We start from the raw sequence: 17,873 nt of genomic DNA, 5'->3' as shown, positions 1-17,873 counted from the left end.
CCCGGGGCCCTCCGCCCCCACCCGCGGGACGGCATGGAGCGCAACCCAGCGCCCCGTACCCAACCCGATCAAAGACCAACTGACGTCGTACGGCGTACAGAACTGTCCTCAGGAGGACTGCAGTGGCGAAGGCGAAGTTCGAGCGGACGAAGCCCCACGTCAACATCGGCACCATCGGTCACATCGACCACGGTAAGACGACCCTTACCGCGGCCATCACCAAGGTGCTGCACGACGCGTACCCGGAGATCAACCCCTTCACGCCGTTCGACCAGATCGACAAGGCCCCGGAGGAGCGTCAGCGCGGTATCACCATCTCGATCGCGCACGTCGAGTACCAGACTGAGGCGCGTCACTACGCCCACGTCGACTGCCCGGGTCACGCTGACTACATCAAGAACATGATCACCGGTGCCGCCCAGATGGACGGCGCCATCCTGGTGGTCGCCGCCACCGACGGCCCGATGCCGCAGACCAAGGAGCACGTCCTCCTGGCCCGCCAGGTCGGCGTCCCCTACATCGTCGTCGCGCTGAACAAGTCCGACATGGTGGACGACGAGGAGATCCTGGAGCTCGTCGAGCTCGAGGTCCGTGAGCTCCTCTCCGAGTACGAGTTCCCGGGCGACGACCTGCCGGTCGTGCGCGTCTCGGCGCTGAAGGCGCTCGAGGGCGACGCCGAGTGGGGCCAGAAGCTCCTCGGCCTGATGGAGGCCGTGGACGAGGCCATCCCGACCCCGGCGCGCGAGGTCGACCTCCCGTTCCTGATGCCGATCGAGGACGTCTTCACGATCACCGGTCGTGGCACCGTCGTCACCGGCCGCATCGAGCGTGGTGTCCTCAAGGTCAACGAGACTGTCGACATCATCGGCATCAAGGAGACCAAGACCACCACCACGGTCACCGGCATCGAGATGTTCCGCAAGCTGCTCGACGAGGGCCAGGCGGGCGAGAACGTCGGTCTGCTCCTCCGTGGCATCAAGCGCGAGGACGTCGAGCGCGGCCAGGTCATCATCAAGCCGGGTTCGGTCACGCCGCACACCGACTTCGAGGCCCAGGCCTACATCCTGTCGAAGGACGAGGGTGGCCGTCACACCCCGTTCTTCAACAACTACCGCCCGCAGTTCTACTTCCGTACCACGGACGTGACCGGCGTCGTGACCCTCCCCGAGGGCACCGAGATGGTCATGCCGGGCGACAACACCGGTATGACGGTCGCGCTGATCCAGCCGATCGCCATGGAGGAGGGCCTGAAGTTCGCCATCCGTGAGGGTGGCCGGACCGTCGGCGCCGGCCAGGTCACCAAGATCATCAAGTAATTGACGGTCTGACCTGCCTGTGACGAACAGGTGATCCGAGGGCCTCGCAGTGCCGTATGGCGCTGCGGGGCTCTCGGCCTTTCACGGGCCGTTCGCAACCGGCCCACCGGGTACCCCTGCCGACACGACGGCCGGGGATGCTGGACTACCATGACCGGCGACAGCGAGGGTGTTTCTTGGTCCCCTCTTTGTCGGGGGCGGGGCGGTAGCGCCAGATGTGATCATTGCGCGGGGGGTTCTCTCCTCCGAGTGTCGGTACCTTGAGGAGACGGTGGGAATATGACGGCCCAGCTACCGGGGACGGCGGCACGTCCAAGTGCCCCCCCGCTGACCAGGCCGGCGGAGGAAGCGCCGAAGAGCGGGCGCCGGTGGGGGTTCCTGGCAGGTGCCCTGGCGGCGTCCTGGATCCTTCCGGCCGCGCTCGACGCCCTGAAGCTGGACATCGTCCTGATCCCGGTGTTCGTCCTGGCCATCGCCTCGGTCCTGCGGGTGGGCGGGGGTCTCCTGGACCGCCTCGTCGTCGCCACGCTGGTGCTCTGCGGCGCGGTGCTCGCACTGGGCCTGGTGCTCTCGGCCGGGTCGTGGGCCCTGATACCGGTCCCCACGGCCGGCCTGATCCTGTCGGCGGTCTCCGTCTCGGCCTGGCTGACCGGCCGCAGACCCCGGCTGCCGCTGCGGCTGCGCTCCTCGGACCTGGTGATCCTCGGCACCGGCGCGGTGGTCTGGCACTACATCCACCGGCCGGTGGCCGGACGCTCCACCACCGAGCAACTGCCCTACATCCTCTCGGTCGAGGACCGCTTCATCCACTTCTCGATCTTCGACGCGGTGCACAAGCTCGGCGGCTTCCCGTTCATGGACCAGGAGGCGGGCAAGCTCCTGGTGAAGACGCCGACCGAGGCGGTCTACCCGCAGGGGTCGCACTTCCTGCTGGCCTGGTTCGACACCTTCGTGCGGTCCACGGCCGACCTGGGCGACCCGGTGGGCGCCTACACCCGTTACTACACGTACGTGCTGGTCGCCTTCGCGGCGCTGTGCGCGCTCATCGTCTGGGCCGCCCGTTGGGTCGGCGGGCCCCGGCTGACCGGCTGGCGCACGGCCGCGGTCTGCACCGTCGTCGCGGCCGTCGTCGTCGCCAGCCCGCTGGCCGGCATGGTCCGGGTCGGCTTCGACTCGCAGATCATCGGCCTGGTCTTCATGACCGTGTCGATCGCGCTGATCGTCCGCCCCGCGATGGGCTGGGGCAGTTACGCCCTGGTGTCGGCGGCCGCGCTGATCACGGTCGGCTACGCGTACAACATCCTCGCCGCGTTCCCGGCGATCGCGATGGTGGCCGCGGCGGTCGTCTACCGCCGGCGCCAGCGGCGCCACCGGCTGCGGCTGTACGCGGTGCAGCTGGCGGGCGCCGCGATCGCGCTGGTCCCGAGCGTGCTGTCGCTGACCGCCAAGTTCGACGTCGCGGCGCAGACCCAGGCGCCGGGGATGTACCTCTCGTTCGACCGCTCGCTGCTGGTCGGCCTGGTGCTGCTGGTGCTCGTGCTGTGCCTGCTCCCCGGCAACCGGCGGTCGGGGGTCTCCCGGAGCCTGCTCCTCACCCTCGGCGGCGCGACGCTGGTCACCACCGCGTTCGGGGTGTGGCAGCTGATCACCATCGACGCGCTGTCGTACTACTTCGAGAAGCTCGCGATCGGCGTCCTGGTGATCGGCCTGATCGGCCTCGGTGCGGCCGGCGCCCTGCTGCGGCCGTTCGGCCCGTGGGCGCGGGCCCTCAGCCGGCGGTGGTGGACCGAGGGCGCGGCCGCGGTGGCCGTGTCGGCCACGGCGCTCAGCCTCTTCGGCGGCTTCCAGTGGGGCGTGCCGTCCGTCGACCGTGCGCCGACCAGCTTCCAGAAGAGCGAGCTGGTGCTGTGGAGCAAGATCAAGCCCGGTGACCTGGGCCCGCCGGCCCGGACGATCATCCGCCGCGACCTCAAGCGGGTGGACCCGGACGTGCCGGTCATCGCGCTGTACTCCAGCAACGGCTACATGAACTGGCGGGTGAGCTTCTTCGCCACCACGCTGATGGGCGACAGCGGCGTCGCCGCGGCCTACGACGAGCTGCTGGTCGTCTGGCTCGGCGGCGACCAGGTCGGCGAGGAGCAGTACCGGAGCTCGTTCGCCCCGCTGACCCGGGTGATCGGCCGGATTCCCGGCCCCAAGGTGACCCTGCTGGTCGGCGACCCGACCATCGCCGAGCGCCTTCGGCGTGAGCTCCCCCCGGCCACCGGGAAGCAGATCACCGTGCTGGACGCGCCGCTCGCGGGCTGAGAGCACGAGAGAAGGGCCGTGGGCCCGGGCATCCGCCCGGGCCCACGGCCCTTCTCTGCTGTCCGGTGGACTCCCGGTCGTCAGGCCCCGACCCTGGCGGCCGCCGAGCCGGACTGCCGGGGATCGGCGCCGGCCGTGGCGCTCTCGCCGGCCGCCGAACCGCCACCACCGCCCGCGGACCCGCCACCGCGGGCCTTGAACCGGGCGATCGGGCGCGGCGTCCAGTCCTTCAGACGCATCGCCGGAGCCTCGACGGCGTACCAGGAGAAGGCGGCCAGGACCACGGTGCACGCCAGCGCGCAGGCGAGGAAGCCGAGCTTGCCGTACTTCACGAAGCCGAGCATCGCCAGCGCCTGCTCCACGGTGAAGCCGTAGATGTAGATGCCGTACGAGAAGTCGCGCTTGCGGCCGATCCGCTGGAACGGCTTGGGCAGCCGGATGGCCAGCCAGAACAGCAGGTACGCGAAGGCCGGGTAGCCGATCACGAACAGGCCGCCCCAGCGCATGGTCACCGCGAGGGTGAGCAGCGCGGCGAGGGCGAGGCCGTCGTGGATCGGGATGCGCTCCCGGTACAGCTGCACGGTGGCGCCGAGCAGGAACGCGAAGCCCAGGTGGATCAGGAAGTGGGTGGACATGCCGCCGAGGAACGGGAAGTCCACGTAGGTGTTCATGTCGCCGGGGATGCCGCGCCACCCGGTCGCCTTGATCCAGTCGTTGAGGATCAGGATCCACAGCGCGGCCGCGGCCAGCGGGACGAACCGGCGGGCGCGCATCAGCACGCCGCCGGCCGCGAGCAGGCCGACCATGACGTAGCAGAGCAGCTCGTACTTGAGGGACCACAGGGCGCCGTTGACGCTCTGGTCGAAGTTGGTCCCGCGCCGGATGCCCTCGGCGATCGTGCCGGAGACGTCCCAGCCGCCGCTCAGCGAGGTGTTCCAGGTGCCGAGCAGGTAGGCGCGCGGACCGTGCGGGTGGTCCCAGAAGCCGGCCGTGGTGCCGTGCTGCCAGTGGTAGAGCAGCGGCATGATCACGAGCACCGAGATCAGCAGCGAGCCCCACAGCCCGGGCATGATGCGCAGCGCGCGGTGCCAGCCGTAGCGGCCGATGGTGGTCCGGCGGCCACTGCCGGTGATCATGAACCCGGACAGTACGAAGAAGCCCACGACCGCCATCTTGCCGAGGTCGGTCTGCTGGCCGCTGCGCAGCCACAGCGGGTCCAGGTGGCCGTACCCCAGGGGGTACACGTGGGAGACCACCACGGAGGTGGCCAGCAGCAGTCGCAGCAGCCCGAAGCTGTTCGCACGGCCCGAGAAGAGCTCTGCCAGCGTGCCTCGGGAGTGGAGCAGACCGGTCGGTCTCATGGATTCCTCAAGTCTCGGTCGGGACGGGCCGACGGCCGGATGACGCTTCGATGGGGCCGGGGCGGGCGGGCCGGCCCCGGGTGGGGCCGCCCGCCGCGTGGTGCTACTGCGCGGCCGCCGACCCGACCTGTGCCTGCCAGAGTGCCGCAACGGCCTCCCGCAGCGTACGGCGGGGGGCCCAGCCGAGCTGTTCGGCGGCCAGCTCGACGTCGAGCTGCTGCCAGTCGGTCTCCGGGCCGGTGCCCTCGGGCGCCGGCACCTCGGTGATCTCGGTGGGGACGCCGCTCTCCTCGATCAGCAGCTCGACCAGCAGCCTGGCCGCGCTGGCCGAGCCGGTGCCGACGTTGATCACGGCGTTGGCGGTCGGCGTGGCGATCGCGGCCAGCACGGCGTCCACGGTGTCGGTGAGGTCGACGAAGTCGCGCTGGGCGGTGAGCGGGGCCAGCGAGAGCTGGGCGGTCTCGCCGGCGAGCCGGGCCGCGTCCAGCTTGGCGGCCATCACCCCGAGCAGGCTGTGCCCGGGCTGACCGGCGCCGACCACGTTGCCGAGGCGCAGCACCACGCCGTCGACCTGGCCCGCCGCGATGGCGCGGACCACGGACTCGGTGGCGGCGAGCTTGAGCTTGCCGTACTCCATGACCGGGGCCGGCGCGTCGTCCTCCTGCTGGCTCACGCCGATCGGCGCCATGCCGTACTCGTGCACGGTGCCGAGGTGGACCAGCCGGGCCGGGGTGGCCATCGCGGCGACGGCCTCGACCAGCCGGTCGACCAGCACGACGTTGGCCTCGTACATCTGCTCGTCGTTCAGGCCCCACATGCCGCCGGCGGCGTTGACCACGGCGTCGATCCGCTCGCGGTCGAGCAGCGCGGCGAGCTCGGCCGGGGCCGTGGAGCTGAGGTCCACCCGGGCGAACCGGCCCGGGACGGGGACGGCGGGCTCGGTGCGGGCCAGCGAGAGGACCTCGTGGCCCTGCTCCACCAGGCGGCCGGCGAGCACCCGTCCGATGAAGCCGGTACCACCCAGGACGGCGACGCGGGCCGGTGCCGCGTGAGGTGCGGACATTGCGGGATTGCTCCTAGGACGGAAGGGCTCAGCGGGGCTGGGCGGCGGTGGAGGTGGCGTTGCGGACCAGGGCCTTGGCCCCGTCCCACTGCTTCGCGCGGATCGCGCCGGGCACCAGGGTCAGGGCGTGGATCCGGGCCGCGATGTGCAGCCGGGAGGCCCTCGCCGCCCGGTGCCAGCCCTGCCGGTCCAGCCGGTCCGCGACGTCCAGGAAGTAGCGGCGGGCCTCGGCGAACCGGGCGCCGGAGAACGCCGAGGTGGCGGAGACGCTGACGTTGTGCCGGCGGTACTGGAAGCAGCGGGTGTCGTCGATCACGACCTGCTCGCCGGCCTGCAGCAGGTCGATCACCAGGGCCAGGTCCTGGATGATCTCCACGTCGTCGCGGAAGCCCGTCGTGCGGACGGCCTCGGTGCGCCAGCACAGCGAGGGGAAGTACAGCCAGTTGCCCTTGAGCAGGCTGGTCGCCAGCTCCTCGCCGCCCATCACGGTGCGGCCGCGCAGCCGGGGCGCGTACAGCCGCCGCTTGGCCTCGTCCGCCAGGCTGGTGCTCGGCCTGCCGGCGCTGTCGATCACCTCGACGCCGGGCTGGACGATCGCGGCGCCCGGGTGCTCGGCCAGGCAGGACCGGACCGTGGCGACGTAGTTGGGCAGCATGATGTCGTCGGTGCCCATGAAGACCATGTGCTCGTACTCGGCCAGGCCCAGGCACTTGCGGTAGTTGCCGGTGACACCGAGGTTCTGCTCGTTGCGGAAGTACCGGACCCGGGGGTCGCCCAGCTCCGCGAACCACTCCGGGACACCGGGTTCCTTGCCGTCGTCCACGACGGTCAGGCGCCAGTCCTCGTCGGTCTGCGCGAGCACGCTGCGGACCGCCGCCTTCATCAGCGCGACGTCGCCGTAGTACGGGAGCAGCACATCCAGTGTGGTCATGGTCTCAGGCACATCCGCTGGTAGAGGGGCAGCCGCAGGAGGTCCTCCGGCGGGGTCATCATACTGACCGGTGCGCGAGCGGCCCCCGCCCGAAGGCCGCCCCCGCGCCCCCGAACGCGACACCCCGCGACCGGTGCGGTCGCGGGGTGTGCACCGGGCGGGGCGCCGGCTCAGCCGGTCTTCAGCGTCCGGTAGAAGTCCTGGCAGGCCTGGTAGTCGGGGAGCAGGCCGGTGGCCAGCGCCTCGGCCAGCGAGGGCGCCGCGTCGTCCCGGGCGGAGAGCTGCGGGGCGTCGACCGGCCAGCTGATGCCCAGGTCCGGGTCGAGCGGGTGCACGGCGTGCTCACCGGTCGGGTTGTAGGTCTCCGAGCAGACGTAGGAGAGCGTCGCGTCGTCGGTCAGCGCGCAGAAGCCGTGGCCGACGCCCTCGGGGATGTACACCGAGCGGCGGTCCTGGTCGTCCAGCCGGACGAACTCCCAGGTGCCGAACGTGGGGGAGCCGACCCGCAGGTCGACCACCACGTCCAGGACCGCGCCGCGCACGCAGCTGACGTACTTGGCCTGGCCGGGCGGCACGTCGGCGAAGTGGATGCCGCGCACGACGCCCTGCGCGGAGACCGACAGGTTGCCCTGGGCCATCCGCAGCGGGTGGCCGACCACCTCGGCGAGGCGGTCGAAGCGGTACCACTCCATGAACAGGCCGCGCGGGTCGCCGTGCTGCTGCGGGGTGACCTCGAAGGCGCCGCCGATGGAGAGCTCGCGGAACTTCATCGGGCGTTCTCCTCGTCGAGCAGGGCCAGCAGGTACTCGCCGTACCCGCTCTTGCGGAGCGGCTCGGCGAGCTCGCGCAGCTGGTCGGAGCTGATGAGGCCGGCCCGCCAGGCGGTCTCCTCCAGGCAGCCGATCTTGAAGCCCTGGCGCTCCTCGATGACCCGGACGAACTCCGAGGCCTGCACCATCGACACGAACGTGCCGGTGTCCAGCCACGCGGTGCCGCGGTCGAGGATGGTGACGTGCAGCTGGCCGGCGTCGAGGTAGGCCTCGTTGACGGCGGTGATCTCCAGCTCGCCGCGGGCGCTGGGCTTCAGGCCGGCGGCGATCTTCACCACCTGGTTGTCGTAGAAGTACAGCCCGGGCACCGCGTAGCGGGACTTCGGGGCGGTCGGCTTCTCCTCGATGGAGAGCACCCGGCCGTCCTCCGCGAACTCCACCACGCCGTACGCCGTCGGGTCCGCCACCGGGTAGGCGAAGACCCGGCCGCCGACCGGCTCGGTGTGCTGCGCGAGCCGCGTGCCCAGGCCGCTGCCGTGGAAGATGTTGTCGCCGAGGATCAGCGCGACCGGCTCGTCGCCGATGAAGTCGGCGCCCAGCACGAAGGCCTGGGCGATGCCCTCGGGACGTTCCTGGACGGCGTACTCCAGCTCGAGGCCGAACTGCGAGCCGTCGCCGAGCAGGCGCGTGAACTGCTCCTGGTCCTGCGGGGTCGTGATGATCAGGATCTCGCGGATCCCCGCCATCACCAGGGTCGAGAGCGGGTAGTAGATCATGGGCTTGTCGAAGACCGGGAGCAGCTGCTTCGAAACGGCTCGGGTCAGCGGCCACAGTCGCGAGCCGGTGCCGCCCGCCAGGAGGATTCCACGCATGTCGGCAGCTTATGTGAGGCCGCGGGCCGCCCGCTGACCCGGGGTCGGCCGCGAACGGCCGCCGGGTAGACTGCGCCCTACTATGCGCATCCTCGTGACCGGCGGCGCCGGATTCATCGGTTCAGAATTTGTCCGTCAGCTGCTGGGCGCGGACGAGTCCGCCCAGATCACCGTCTTCGACAAGCTGACCTACTCGGGCGTCGAGGCGAACCTCGCACCGGTCGCCGACCACCCGGGCTACGCCTTCGTCCGCGGTGACATCTGCGACGTCGACGCGGTCGACCAGGCGATGGCCGGCCACGACGTGGTCGTGCACTTCGCCGCGGAGTCCCACGTCGACCGCTCGATCGAGGGCGCGGGCCCGTTCGTCCTGACCAACGTGGTCGGCACCCAGGTGCTGCTGGACGCCGCCCGCAAGCACGGCGTCGGCCGCTTCGTCCACGTCTCCACCGACGAGGTGTACGGCTCGATCTCCGAGGGCTCGTGGACCGAGACCTGGCCGCTCGCGCCCAACTCGCCCTACTCGGCCTCCAAGGCCGGTTCGGACCTGCTGGCGCTGGCCTACCACCGCACCCACGGCATGGACGTCGTGGTCACCCGCTGCTCCAACAACTACGGGCACTACCAGTTCCCGGAGAAGGTCATCCCGCTGTTCACCACCAACCTGCTGGACGGCAGGAAGGTGCCGCTGTACGGCAACGGCGGCAACATCCGCGACTGGCTGCACGTCTCGGACCACTGCCGCGGCATCGAGCTCGCGATGCGCAAGGGCCGGGCCGGCGAGGTCTACAACATCGGCGGCGGCACGGAGATCACCAACAAGGAGCTCACCGGCCTGCTGCTGGACGCGGCCGGGGCCGGCTGGGACATGGTCGAGCCGGTCGCCGACCGCAAGGGCCACGACCTGCGCTACTCGCTGGACATCACCAAGATCGGCGAGGAGCTCGGCTACGCGCCGCAGGTCCGCTTCGAGGACGGGCTCGCGGCGACCATCGCCTGGTACCGCGACAACCGCGACTGGTGGGAGCCGCTCAAGGCCCGCACCGCCCTGCACGGCTGATCCCGGGGACACGACCGTGGGCAGCCCGATTGCAAAGGTGTTCGGCGCGCTCCCGCCCGGAGTCCGGCTGGTGGCCGGTGGCACCGTGGTGCTGGGAGCGTCCTCCTACATCTACCTCGCCCTGGCGGGCTACAGCCTGACCACGGCCCAGGTGGCCGGTGTCTCCGTGCTGTGGACCGTGGTGATGTCCGTCGGGTACGGGTTGTTCTCCCCGGTGGAGCTGGAGCTGACCCGGCTGGTGTCCGCCCGGGACGTCGCGGGCAGCGGCCCGCTCCCGGCGGTCCGCCGGGTGCTGGTGCTCGCCGGCGGCGTGCTGGCCCTCGTCCTGTCGGCGGTCGCGTTCGCCGCGCGGCCGCTGGCCGACCGGCTGTTCGGCGGTGACGTCGCCCTGGTGGCCGGCCTCGGCGGCGCGATGGTCGGGCTGGCCGTCAGCTCGGTGGTCCGCGGCGCCCTCGCGGGCCTCGGAAACTTCCGGTCGTACGGCGCGCAGCTGGCGGTGGACGGCGGTCTGCGGATCGGCCTGGCCGCGCTGCTGCCGGTGTTCGGCCTGCACTCGGCGCTGGCGTTCAGCCTGATCCTGGTCGTGGCGCCGCTGGCCGCCTCGGTGATCGGGCTCCGTTCGGTGCTGGCCGACCGGCGCGGCGGCCCGGCCCCGGCCTGGCCCGGGCTGGTCCGTGGGATCGGCCTGCTGACCGCCTCGACCCTGCTCGCCCAGCTGATGGTGAACGCGGCCGTGGTCAGCGTGAAGCTGCTCTCGCCGGACGAGGTCGTCCTGGTCGGTGCGCTGCTCAACGCGGTGGTCCTGGCCCGGGTGCCGCTGTTCGCCTACGCGGCGATCCAGGCCTCGCTGGTCTCGGCGCTCTCCGGGGCGGCCGCGGCCGGGGACACCCAGGAGTTCCGCAAGGTGCTGTCCCGGACGGCGGCCATCGTGGCGGGGATGTGCACCGCGGCGGGCCTGCCCACCGTGGTGCTCGGCCCCTGGCTGATCCAGCTGCTGTTCAACGCCCAGCCGGTCCTGGGGTCGGCGGACTTCCTCTGGCTGGTGCTGGGCACGCTCTTCTTCATGCTCGCGACGGTCTTCGGCCAGGCGCTGATGTCCCTCGGCCGCCACCGTCACCAGCTGTTGTCCTGGGTGGCGGGCACGGTTGTCCTGGTCGTCGTGACCCTGATGCCGGGCGCCGTCGGAACCCGTGCGGAACTGGGCTACCTGGCTGGTGCTGCGGTGAGCGCGGCTGGCATGCTGTGGTCGCTGTTCCGCTCGTTGCCCCGAGTGCGGCAGGCGGTCGTCGCCGACCACGCCATCGCCGATGGGCAGAACCCCGCCTCCCTGATACCCGGCCCCTGAGACAGTCATGCGCAGTGCGTGTGAGGAATGTGCGTTCGACACCTCTATGATGTGTCAGTGATCGCCACGCCCACTGCCGCTGAAAGGCGAAATCCGTCGTGCGACTAACGATCATCACCTCGATCACCGGCGTGCTGGTGGTCGCCTACATCCTCGAACTGCTGCGGCGGCAGCAGCTGCGCGAGAAGTACGCGGCCATCTGGCTCCTGATCGGCCTGGCTGTCGCCCCGCTGGGCTTCTTCCCCACCGTCCTGGACTCCACCGCCCGCCGGCTCGGCATCGCCTCCGGCGTGAGCCTGGTGCTGTTCGCGGGCTTCGTCCTGGTCCTCCTGGTCTGCCTCCACCTCAGCTGGGAAGCGAGCCAGCTGGAGGCCGAGACCCGGAAGCTGTCCGAGGAGGTGGCACTGCTCAGGTCCCACCTCGTCGAGCACCACGGCTACCCGGTCCGGAAGCAGGACACGATCCCGGCGCTCGCCGACGACTCCGAGGTGCACTCATGATCGACGGCCTGCGGGTCCTCATCATCCTGCCCGCCCTGAACGAGGCCGAGGGCCTGCCGGGCGTGCTGAAGGAGATCAAGACCCAGCTGCCCGGCGTCGACACCCTGGTGGTGGACGACGGCTCGACCGACGGCACCGCCGCCGTGGCGACCGCCTGCGGCTCCCCGGTCGTCCAGCTGCCGTACAACCTCGGTGTGGGCGGCGCGATGCGCCTCGGCTACCGCTACGCGTACCTGCACGGCTACGACGTCGCCATCCAGGTGGACTCCGACGGCCAGCACGACCCGGTGTACGTGCCGCTGCTGCTGGAGAAGCTCAAGGAGGCCGACCTCGCGATCGGCGCCCGCTTCGACGGCGAGGGCGACTACAAGGTCCGCGGGCCCCGGAAGTGGGCCATGGGCCTGCTCTCCTTCGTCCTCTCGCGGATAACCCGGACCAGGCTCACGGACACCACCTCCGGCTTCCGCGCCTGCAACCGCCAGCTGATCGAGTTCTTCGCCCAGTGGTACCCGGTGGAGTACCTCGGCGACACCATCGAGAGCATGGTCGGCGCGGCCCGCTGCGGCTTCGTGGTCCGGCAGGTCCCGGTGGCCATGCGCGAGCGCACCACCGGTACGCCCAGCGCCTCGCCCTTCAAGGCGACCGTCTACCTCGCCCGCGCGGGCCTCGTGCTGCTGCTCGCGATGATCCGCCGGATGCCCAAGCACCTGAAGGGCATCGCCGCGGCCGACCGCTCGTCGGTGGTCCAGCGGGAGCTCGTCGCCAGGAGCTGAGCGGGCTCCGCAGCCCGGGGTGGTGACCCTCCCCGGGCTGGACCAGGCGGCATCCACGGGGGAGTCGCCCGACCCGCGGCAGGACGCCGCCTCATGAAAGCGATCGATATGACGGACCTGGTCGACGACCCGGTGAGCGGTGCCAGAGCGGACCGGACCACGACGTCCTCCGCGGCGGAGCGGGACGGCAGCCGGGTGTCCCGGTTCAAGCCGTGGCAGCTCCGGCTCGCCGAGGGCGCGGTCAGCGTCCTCGTCTCGCTGCTCTTCCTGCGGCTGTGCATGCACATCAGCGTCAACCCGCTGCAGCGGGTGGGCCAGGTCAGCGGGCTGGCCAAGGTGCAGCAGTACGGCGCCCTCATCGGCCTGCCGCTGCTCGCCGTGCTGCTCTACGCCGCCTACCGCGGCAGCCTGCAGCGCTACCAGGTCGCCCAGCGGCTGGTCTGCGCGGCCCTGGCGGGCCTCGCGACCGGTGCGGTGGCCGGCGGGATAGCGGTCGCCCTGCACGGCACGCCGTTCGGCCTGGGCGGTCAGGAGGGCGACCCCGGCAACGTCATGGGCATGGCCAACGACATGATCCGCGGCGACGGCCTGCCGGGCGTCTACCCGCCGCTCTTCCCGGCGGTCCTGGCCCTGGTGGCCGACACCTTCCACAACGGCGTCGCCGGCGTCGGCTACGCCATGAAGGACCTCCAGCTGGTCTGCACCGCGCTGGCCGGGCCGATGGCCTACCTCGCGTGGCGGCTGCTGCTGCGGCCGGTCTGGGCCGTCCTGATCGCGATCCCCTCCGCGATCGTCTTCATGGACCCGATCCGCCCCTACAGCCACGCCACCATGATCGTGATGGTGCCGATGCTGGCCGGCTGCCTGCGTGAGCTGCGCCGGGCGCACGAGCTGTCCCGGCGCACCACGGTGCTCCGGGCGGCCGGCTTCGGCGCCGCGTTCGGTCTGCTCTTCCTCTGGTACTCGGGCTGGTTCGTCTGGACCGCGCCCGGCGTGCTGGTGCTCGCGCTCTTCCTGGTGCCGTGGCGCCAGGGCGCCGCGCGGCTGCGGCGGGCCCTGCTCTTCCTCGGGGTGACCCTGCTCAGCGCCGCCGTCGTGGGCGCGCCGCTGCTCGTCCAGATGGTCCGGCTGGGTGCCGCCACCAAGGACCGCTACGCCTACGTGATGACGTACGTCGACCCCGCCTACGTGATGGGGTGGATCTCCGACCGCGAGGGCCGCGCGAACTACCACACCTTCCCGGACGCGGGCGAGCTGGCCGGGCAGAACGCCTTCACCATGCTGCTGCTCGGCGCGGTGGCCCTCGGGATCGGCTTCGGCCTGCGCAACGTCGTGGTGCGGACCGCGGCCGCGGGCCTGATCAGCGCCTGGCTGCTGCGGTTCTGGTTCGCCTCGCACATGCAGCACGACCAGGCCGTCCAGCTGTACCCGCGGACCACCTGGATCATCATGTACAGCCTGATGATCCTGGCCGTGCTGGGCCTGATGTTCACCACCCAGCGCGTGGTGGGCTGGCTGCGGGCGGTGGGCGGCGACGCGCCGGCCACCCGGATCAAGCCGATCGTGGTCGGGCGGCTCGCGGCCGGTGTGCTGTGCGCTCTGGCGCTGTTCGCCACCGTCGGCGCCTCCTGGTCCGCCAACCGCTACATGCCGACCACCGACATCGGCGTCGAGGACATGGGCCTGGACGCCTACCGCGCGCACTTCATCCAGCAGCAGGACGGGAAGTGCCCCAAGTACGCCGGCAGCAAGGGCTGTTCGCCGATCAACATGGAGCTGGCCGAGTACACCTTCGGCCCGGACGACCTCAAGCTGTTCTGCGGCAACGCGGAGCAGCCCGAGTGGCCGGTGCTCTGCGGCCGGCAGCGTCCCTGGTAGGACGGTCCCGGCCCGTCGGGCCCGACGCGGTGCGCTCCGCGTCGGGCCCGATTGGCTTTCCGGGTGACTCCTGTGGCAGTATGTCCAAGTTGCTCGGTTGAGTGCCGATGCTGCGCGCCTCCCGTCGGGAGGACCGGAAGCGAGTCCCATGTACTCGTCGTTCCCGTGATGGCCGTTCATGTGTTCACGTGCTTTGTGTGAATGCAGTGGTGTGTAGTCGACACCGCGGCAGCTGCGGGGCGGACGTACGGGAATCTTCCGGGAAGCGTGAGCGGGGCCTCGATCCGGCGCCTGGCGGGTGCAAGACCTGCCGATCCAGCAGGAATCTGATACCGGAGTGACTCCGGGTCGGATTTTTTGCAAGCGGGAGTGCGACACGCCCGACCGCGTGGGTCGGACGGCAACCACCCGGAGGCGCCACCGGACCAGTCCACCCGGACGAACCCGGCAGCAGAAGCAGCAGACGAGACAAAGGACTACTGAGTAGCCATGGCGGGACAGAAGATCCGCATCCGGCTCAAGGCCTACGACCACGAGGTGATTGACTCCTCGGCGAAGAAGATCGTCGAGACCGTCATTCGCACTGGTGCGCAGGTCGCGGGCCCGGTGCCGCTGCCCACTGAGAAGAACGTGTACTGCGTCATCCGCTCGCCGCACAAGTACAAGGACTCGCGCGAGCACTTCGAGATGCGCACTCACAAGCGTCTGATCGACATCCTCGACCCGACCCCGAAGACCGTTGACTCGCTGATGCGCCTCGACCTTCCGGCCGGCGTCGACATCGAGATCAAGCTCTGAGAGGCGCGACGAAGATGGCAAAGCAGATTAAGGGCATCCTGGGCGAGAAGCTCGGCATGACCCAGGTCTGGGACGAGAACAACCGGATCGTTCCGGTGACCGTCGTCAAGGCCGGGCCCAATGTCGTTACCCAGGTCCACACCGCCGACAGCGCGAGCGGCTACGACGCCGTGCAGATCGGCTTCGGCGAGATCGACCCCCGCAAGGTGAACAAGCCCCTCGCGGGCCACTTCGCCAAGGCCGGTGTCACCCCGCGCCGCCACCTGGTCGAGCTGCGTACCTCGGACGCGTCCGAGTACACCCTCGGCCAGGAGATCACCGCTGAGCTGTTCGAGGCGGGTGTCAAGGTCGACGTGACCGGCACCTCCAAGGGCAAGGGCTTCGCCGGTGTCATGAAGCGTCACAACTTCAAGGGCCTCGGCGCCGGTCACGGCACCCAGCGCAAGCACCGTTCGCCCGGCTCCATCGGTGGCTGCGCCACCCCGGGCCGCGTGTTCAAGGGCATGCGCATGGCGGGTCGGATGGGCCACGAGCGCGTGACCACCCAGAACCTGACCGTGCACGCCGTTGACGCGGAGAAGGGCCTGCTCCTGATCAAGGGCGCAATCCCGGGCCCGAACGGCGGCCTCGTCCTCGTCCGCACCGCGGCGAAGGGGCTGTGAGGATATGAGCACCATTGACATCCTGTCGCCGGCCGGCGACAAGGCCGGCAGCGTCGAGCTGCCCGCCGAGATCTTCGACGCCAAGGTCAGCGTTCCGCTGATGCACCAGGTCGTCGTGGCGCAGCTCGCTGCGGCCCGTCAGGGCACCCACAAGACCAAGACCCGTGGCGAGGTCCGCGGCGGCGGCAAGAAGCCGTACCGCCAGAAGGGCACCGGCCGCGCCCGTCAGGGCTCGACCCGTGCGCCGCAGTTCGCCGGCGGTGGCGTCGTGCACGGTCCCGTGCCGCGTGACTACTCGCAGCGGACCCCGAAGAAGATGATCGCCGCCGCTCTCCGCGGTGCGCTCACCGACCGGGCCCGCCACAACCGCATCCACGTCATCACCGACGTGGTCGCGACCGAGGCGCCGTCGACCAAGGCCGCCAAGGGTCTGTTCGGCAAGATCACCGACCGCAAGAACGTCCTCCTGGTCGTCGAGCGTGCGGACGAGCTGGGCCTCAAGTCCGCTCGTAACCTGCCGAACGTGCACATCCTGGACGCCGGCCAGCTGAACACCTACGACGTGCTCGTCTCCGACGATGTGGTCTTCACCCAGGCTGCCTTCGAGCGTTTCGTGGCCGGTCCGGCCGCGTCCGCCAAGGCTGTTGCCGCTGAGGGCGAGCTCGAAGGGAGCGCCGCCTGATGGCTGCAGAGATCACGAGCAAGACGTACACGGACCCGCGTGACGTCCTGGTGAAGCCGGTCATCTCCGAGAAGAGCTACTCGCTCCTCGACGAGAACAAGTACACGTTCATCGTGTCGCCGGGTGCCAACAAGACCCAGATCAAGCAGGCCGTCGAGGCGGTCTTCTCGGTCAAGGTCGAGGCCGTCAACACGCTCAACCGTCAGGGCAAGCGCAAGCGCTCCAAGACGGGCTTTGGCAAGCGCAAGGACACCAAGCGCGCCATCGTGACGCTGGCCGAGGGCAACCGCATCGACATCTTCGGTGGTCCGGCCTCCGCCTGACGGGGTCGTGATCGTCGATAAGGACGAGGACGAAAATGGGTATCCGCAAGTACAAGCCGACTACGCCGGGCCGTCGTGGCTCCAGCGTGGCCGACTTCGTCGAAATCACGCGGTCCACGCCGGAGAAGTCGCTGGTTCGCCCGCTGCACAGCAAGGGCGGCCGTAACAACGCCGGTCGTATCACCGCTCGCCACCAGGGTGGCGGACACAAGCGCGCCTACCGCGTGATCGACTTCCGTCGTCACGACAAGGACGGCGTGCCGGCCAAGGTCGCTCACATCGAGTACGACCCCAACCGCACTGCGCGCATCGCGCTCCTGCACTACGCGGACGGCGAGAAGCGCTACATCATCGCCCCCCGTGGCGTTGCCCAGGGTGACCGGATCGAGAACGGCGCTGGCGCCGACATCAAGCCGGGCAACAACCTGCCGCTGCGCAACATCCCGGTTGGTACCACCATCCACGCGGTGGAGCTGCGTCCCGGTGGCGGTGCCAAGATGGCCCGCTCCGCCGGTGCCGGCATCCAGCTGCTGGCCCGTGAGGGTCGCATGGCGCACCTGCGCATGCCCTCCGGTGAGATCCGTCTGGTCGACGCCCGCTGCCGCGCCACCATCGGCGAGGTCGGCAACGCCGAGCAGTCGAACATCAACTGGGGCAAGGCCGGCCGTATGCGCTGGAAGGGCGTCCGCCCGACCGTGCGTGGTGTCGCCATGAACCCGATCGACCACCCGCACGGTGGTGGTGAGGGTAAGACCTCCGGTGGTCGTCACCCGGTCTCGCCGTGGGGCAAGCCCGAGGGCCGCACCCGTCGCCCGAACAAGGCGTCGGACAAGCTCATCGTGCGCCGCCGCAAGACCAACAAGAAGCGCTAGGAGCAGGTCAGATGCCGCGCAGTCTCAAGAAGGGCCCCTTCATCGACGGCCACCTTCTCAAGAAGGTGGACGCGCAGAACGAGGCGGGCACCCAGAACGTCATCAAGACCTGGTCCCGTCGTTCCGTGATCTTCCCGGCCATGCTCGGCCACACGATCGCGGTTCACGATGGCCGCAAGCACGTCCCGGTGTTCGTCACCGAGTCGATGGTCGGCCACAAGCTCGGCGAGTTCGCCCCCACGCGCACCTTCAAGGGGCACGTGAAGGAAGACCGCAAGTCGAAGCGCCGCTAAGCACCACCTCGCAGCTTCGCAGCGGGTGCTCGCGAGCTTGAGCGCCAGCAAGACTCACATGACTTAC

The 17,873-nt window shown here is 70.2% G+C and carries 18 protein-coding genes; 13 read left to right on the top strand and 5 right to left on the bottom strand.

Annotated features, from left to right (window positions below):
* Positions 1 to 122 precede the first annotated feature (122 nt).
* Both tuf and ACIOFR_RS06960 read left to right on the top strand, forming a co-directional pair.
* A complete protein-coding gene (gene tuf, locus ACIOFR_RS06965; protein WP_371497576.1) occupies positions 123 to 1,316 on the top strand; it encodes an elongation factor Tu in 1,194 nt (397 codons plus the stop codon).
* 279 nt (positions 1,317 to 1,595) lie between these two features.
* Complete coding sequence (locus tag ACIOFR_RS06960) at positions 1,596 to 3,623, top strand: hypothetical protein (protein ID WP_400993046.1); 2,028 nt, start codon at positions 1,596 to 1,598, stop codon at positions 3,621 to 3,623.
* 80 nt (positions 3,624 to 3,703) lie between these two features.
* Here ACIOFR_RS06960 and ACIOFR_RS06955 read toward each other — a convergent pair whose 3' ends face one another.
* From ACIOFR_RS06955 to rfbA, 5 genes are all read right to left on the bottom strand, one after another.
* Positions 3,704 to 4,984 (bottom strand): acyltransferase family protein, encoded by a 1,281-nt coding sequence (locus ACIOFR_RS06955; protein ID WP_400993044.1) that lies wholly within the window; start codon positions 4,982 to 4,984, stop codon positions 3,704 to 3,706.
* 103 nt (positions 4,985 to 5,087) lie between these two features.
* Positions 5,088 to 6,047 (bottom strand): NAD-dependent epimerase/dehydratase family protein, encoded by a 960-nt coding sequence (locus ACIOFR_RS06950; protein ID WP_400993043.1) that lies wholly within the window; start codon positions 6,045 to 6,047, stop codon positions 5,088 to 5,090.
* A 28-nt stretch (positions 6,048 to 6,075) separates the two neighbouring features.
* Positions 6,076 to 6,978, bottom strand: coding sequence for a glycosyltransferase family 2 protein (locus ACIOFR_RS06945; protein ID WP_400993042.1), 903 nt, complete (start codon positions 6,976 to 6,978; stop codon positions 6,076 to 6,078).
* Positions 6,979 to 7,148: 170 nt separating this feature from the next.
* A complete protein-coding gene (gene rfbC, locus ACIOFR_RS06940) occupies positions 7,149 to 7,748 on the bottom strand; it encodes a dTDP-4-dehydrorhamnose 3,5-epimerase (RefSeq protein WP_400993041.1) in 600 nt (199 codons plus the stop codon).
* Entirely contained in the window at positions 7,745 to 8,620 is an 876-nt protein-coding gene (gene rfbA / locus ACIOFR_RS06935) for a glucose-1-phosphate thymidylyltransferase RfbA (protein ID WP_400993040.1), read from the bottom strand. The genes rfbC and rfbA overlap by 4 nt, the downstream gene beginning before the upstream one ends.
* Before the next feature lie 82 nt (positions 8,621 to 8,702).
* On the opposite strand from rfbA, the gene rfbB reads away from it, so the two are divergent.
* The 11 genes from rfbB to rpsS all read left to right on the top strand — a co-directional run bounded on the left by rfbB (position 8,703) and on the right by rpsS (position 17,806).
* Positions 8,703 to 9,680, top strand: a complete 978-nt coding sequence (rfbB, locus tag ACIOFR_RS06930; RefSeq protein ID WP_400993039.1) for a dTDP-glucose 4,6-dehydratase — start codon at positions 8,703 to 8,705, stop codon at positions 9,678 to 9,680.
* 16 nt (positions 9,681 to 9,696) lie between these two features.
* Positions 9,697 to 11,025, top strand: a complete 1,329-nt coding sequence (locus ACIOFR_RS06925; RefSeq protein ID WP_400993038.1) for a hypothetical protein — start codon at positions 9,697 to 9,699, stop codon at positions 11,023 to 11,025.
* 98 nt (positions 11,026 to 11,123) lie between these two features.
* On the top strand, positions 11,124 to 11,525 hold the full coding sequence (locus ACIOFR_RS06920) for a DUF2304 family protein (RefSeq protein ID WP_400993037.1): 402 nt from the start codon (positions 11,124 to 11,126) through the stop codon (positions 11,523 to 11,525).
* Positions 11,522 to 12,298: a glycosyltransferase family 2 protein gene (locus ACIOFR_RS06915; RefSeq protein ID WP_371497566.1), complete on the top strand. Its 777-nt coding sequence runs from the start codon at positions 11,522 to 11,524 to the stop codon at positions 12,296 to 12,298. Before ACIOFR_RS06920 ends, ACIOFR_RS06915 begins: the two co-directional genes overlap by 4 nt.
* A gap of 93 nt (positions 12,299 to 12,391) precedes the next feature.
* Entirely contained in the window at positions 12,392 to 14,176 is a 1,785-nt protein-coding gene (locus tag ACIOFR_RS06910; RefSeq protein ID WP_400993036.1) for a hypothetical protein, read from the top strand.
* A gap of 489 nt (positions 14,177 to 14,665) precedes the next feature.
* A complete protein-coding gene (gene rpsJ / locus ACIOFR_RS06905) occupies positions 14,666 to 14,974 on the top strand; it encodes a 30S ribosomal protein S10 (RefSeq protein ID WP_012785157.1) in 309 nt (102 codons plus the stop codon).
* A gap of 14 nt (positions 14,975 to 14,988) precedes the next feature.
* Complete coding sequence (gene rplC / locus ACIOFR_RS06900; RefSeq protein WP_033824234.1) at positions 14,989 to 15,636, top strand: 50S ribosomal protein L3; 648 nt, start codon at positions 14,989 to 14,991, stop codon at positions 15,634 to 15,636.
* A 4-nt stretch (positions 15,637 to 15,640) separates the two neighbouring features.
* Positions 15,641 to 16,318 (top strand): 50S ribosomal protein L4, encoded by a 678-nt coding sequence (gene rplD, locus ACIOFR_RS06895; RefSeq protein ID WP_400993035.1) that lies wholly within the window; start codon positions 15,641 to 15,643, stop codon positions 16,316 to 16,318.
* Positions 16,318 to 16,641 (top strand): 50S ribosomal protein L23, encoded by a 324-nt coding sequence (gene rplW / locus ACIOFR_RS06890; RefSeq protein WP_033824232.1) that lies wholly within the window; start codon positions 16,318 to 16,320, stop codon positions 16,639 to 16,641. The genes rplD and rplW overlap by 1 nt, the downstream gene beginning before the upstream one ends.
* Before the next feature lie 35 nt (positions 16,642 to 16,676).
* Complete coding sequence (gene rplB / locus ACIOFR_RS06885; RefSeq protein ID WP_350638220.1) at positions 16,677 to 17,513, top strand: 50S ribosomal protein L2; 837 nt, start codon at positions 16,677 to 16,679, stop codon at positions 17,511 to 17,513.
* A gap of 11 nt (positions 17,514 to 17,524) precedes the next feature.
* Positions 17,525 to 17,806 carry a 30S ribosomal protein S19 gene (gene rpsS / locus ACIOFR_RS06880; RefSeq protein WP_033824230.1) on the top strand — a complete coding sequence of 94 codons (282 nt, stop codon included), beginning with the start codon at positions 17,525 to 17,527 and terminating at the stop codon, positions 17,804 to 17,806.
* The last annotated feature ends 67 nt before the right edge of the window (positions 17,807 to 17,873 follow it).

The organism is Kitasatospora sp. NPDC088346 (assembly GCF_044740765.1).
In the GTDB taxonomy this organism is placed as follows: domain Bacteria; phylum Actinomycetota; class Actinomycetes; order Streptomycetales; family Streptomycetaceae; genus Kitasatospora.
The sequence above is the reverse complement of the archived record's forward strand: the minus strand, read 5'-3'. Positions and strand labels throughout refer to the sequence as shown.

Coding starts and splice junctions, on each gene's coding strand:
- rpsJ (WP_012785157.1), top strand. CDS start 14,666: ATGGCGGGACAGAAGATCCGCATCCGGCTCAAGGCCTACGACCACGAG.
- ACIOFR_RS06960 (WP_400993046.1), top strand. CDS start 1,596: ATGACGGCCCAGCTACCGGGGACGGCGGCACGTCCAAGTGCCCCCCCG.
- rplC (WP_033824234.1), top strand. CDS start 14,989: ATGGCAAAGCAGATTAAGGGCATCCTGGGCGAGAAGCTCGGCATGACC.
- ACIOFR_RS06950 (WP_400993043.1), bottom strand. CDS start 6,047: ATGTCCGCACCTCACGCGGCACCGGCCCGCGTCGCCGTCCTGGGTGGT.
- rfbA (WP_400993040.1), bottom strand. CDS start 8,620: ATGCGTGGAATCCTCCTGGCGGGCGGCACCGGCTCGCGACTGTGGCCG.
- rplW (WP_033824232.1), top strand. CDS start 16,318: ATGGCTGCAGAGATCACGAGCAAGACGTACACGGACCCGCGTGACGTC.
- rfbB (WP_400993039.1), top strand. CDS start 8,703: ATGCGCATCCTCGTGACCGGCGGCGCCGGATTCATCGGTTCAGAATTT.
- ACIOFR_RS06955 (WP_400993044.1), bottom strand. CDS start 4,984: ATGAGACCGACCGGTCTGCTCCACTCCCGAGGCACGCTGGCAGAGCTC.
- rfbC (WP_400993041.1), bottom strand. CDS start 7,748: ATGAAGTTCCGCGAGCTCTCCATCGGCGGCGCCTTCGAGGTCACCCCG.
- rplD (WP_400993035.1), top strand. CDS start 15,641: ATGAGCACCATTGACATCCTGTCGCCGGCCGGCGACAAGGCCGGCAGC.
- ACIOFR_RS06915 (WP_371497566.1), top strand. CDS start 11,522: ATGATCGACGGCCTGCGGGTCCTCATCATCCTGCCCGCCCTGAACGAG.
- rpsS (WP_033824230.1), top strand. CDS start 17,525: ATGCCGCGCAGTCTCAAGAAGGGCCCCTTCATCGACGGCCACCTTCTC.
- ACIOFR_RS06945 (WP_400993042.1), bottom strand. CDS start 6,978: ATGACCACACTGGATGTGCTGCTCCCGTACTACGGCGACGTCGCGCTG.
- ACIOFR_RS06910 (WP_400993036.1), top strand. CDS start 12,392: ATGAAAGCGATCGATATGACGGACCTGGTCGACGACCCGGTGAGCGGT.
- rplB (WP_350638220.1), top strand. CDS start 16,677: ATGGGTATCCGCAAGTACAAGCCGACTACGCCGGGCCGTCGTGGCTCC.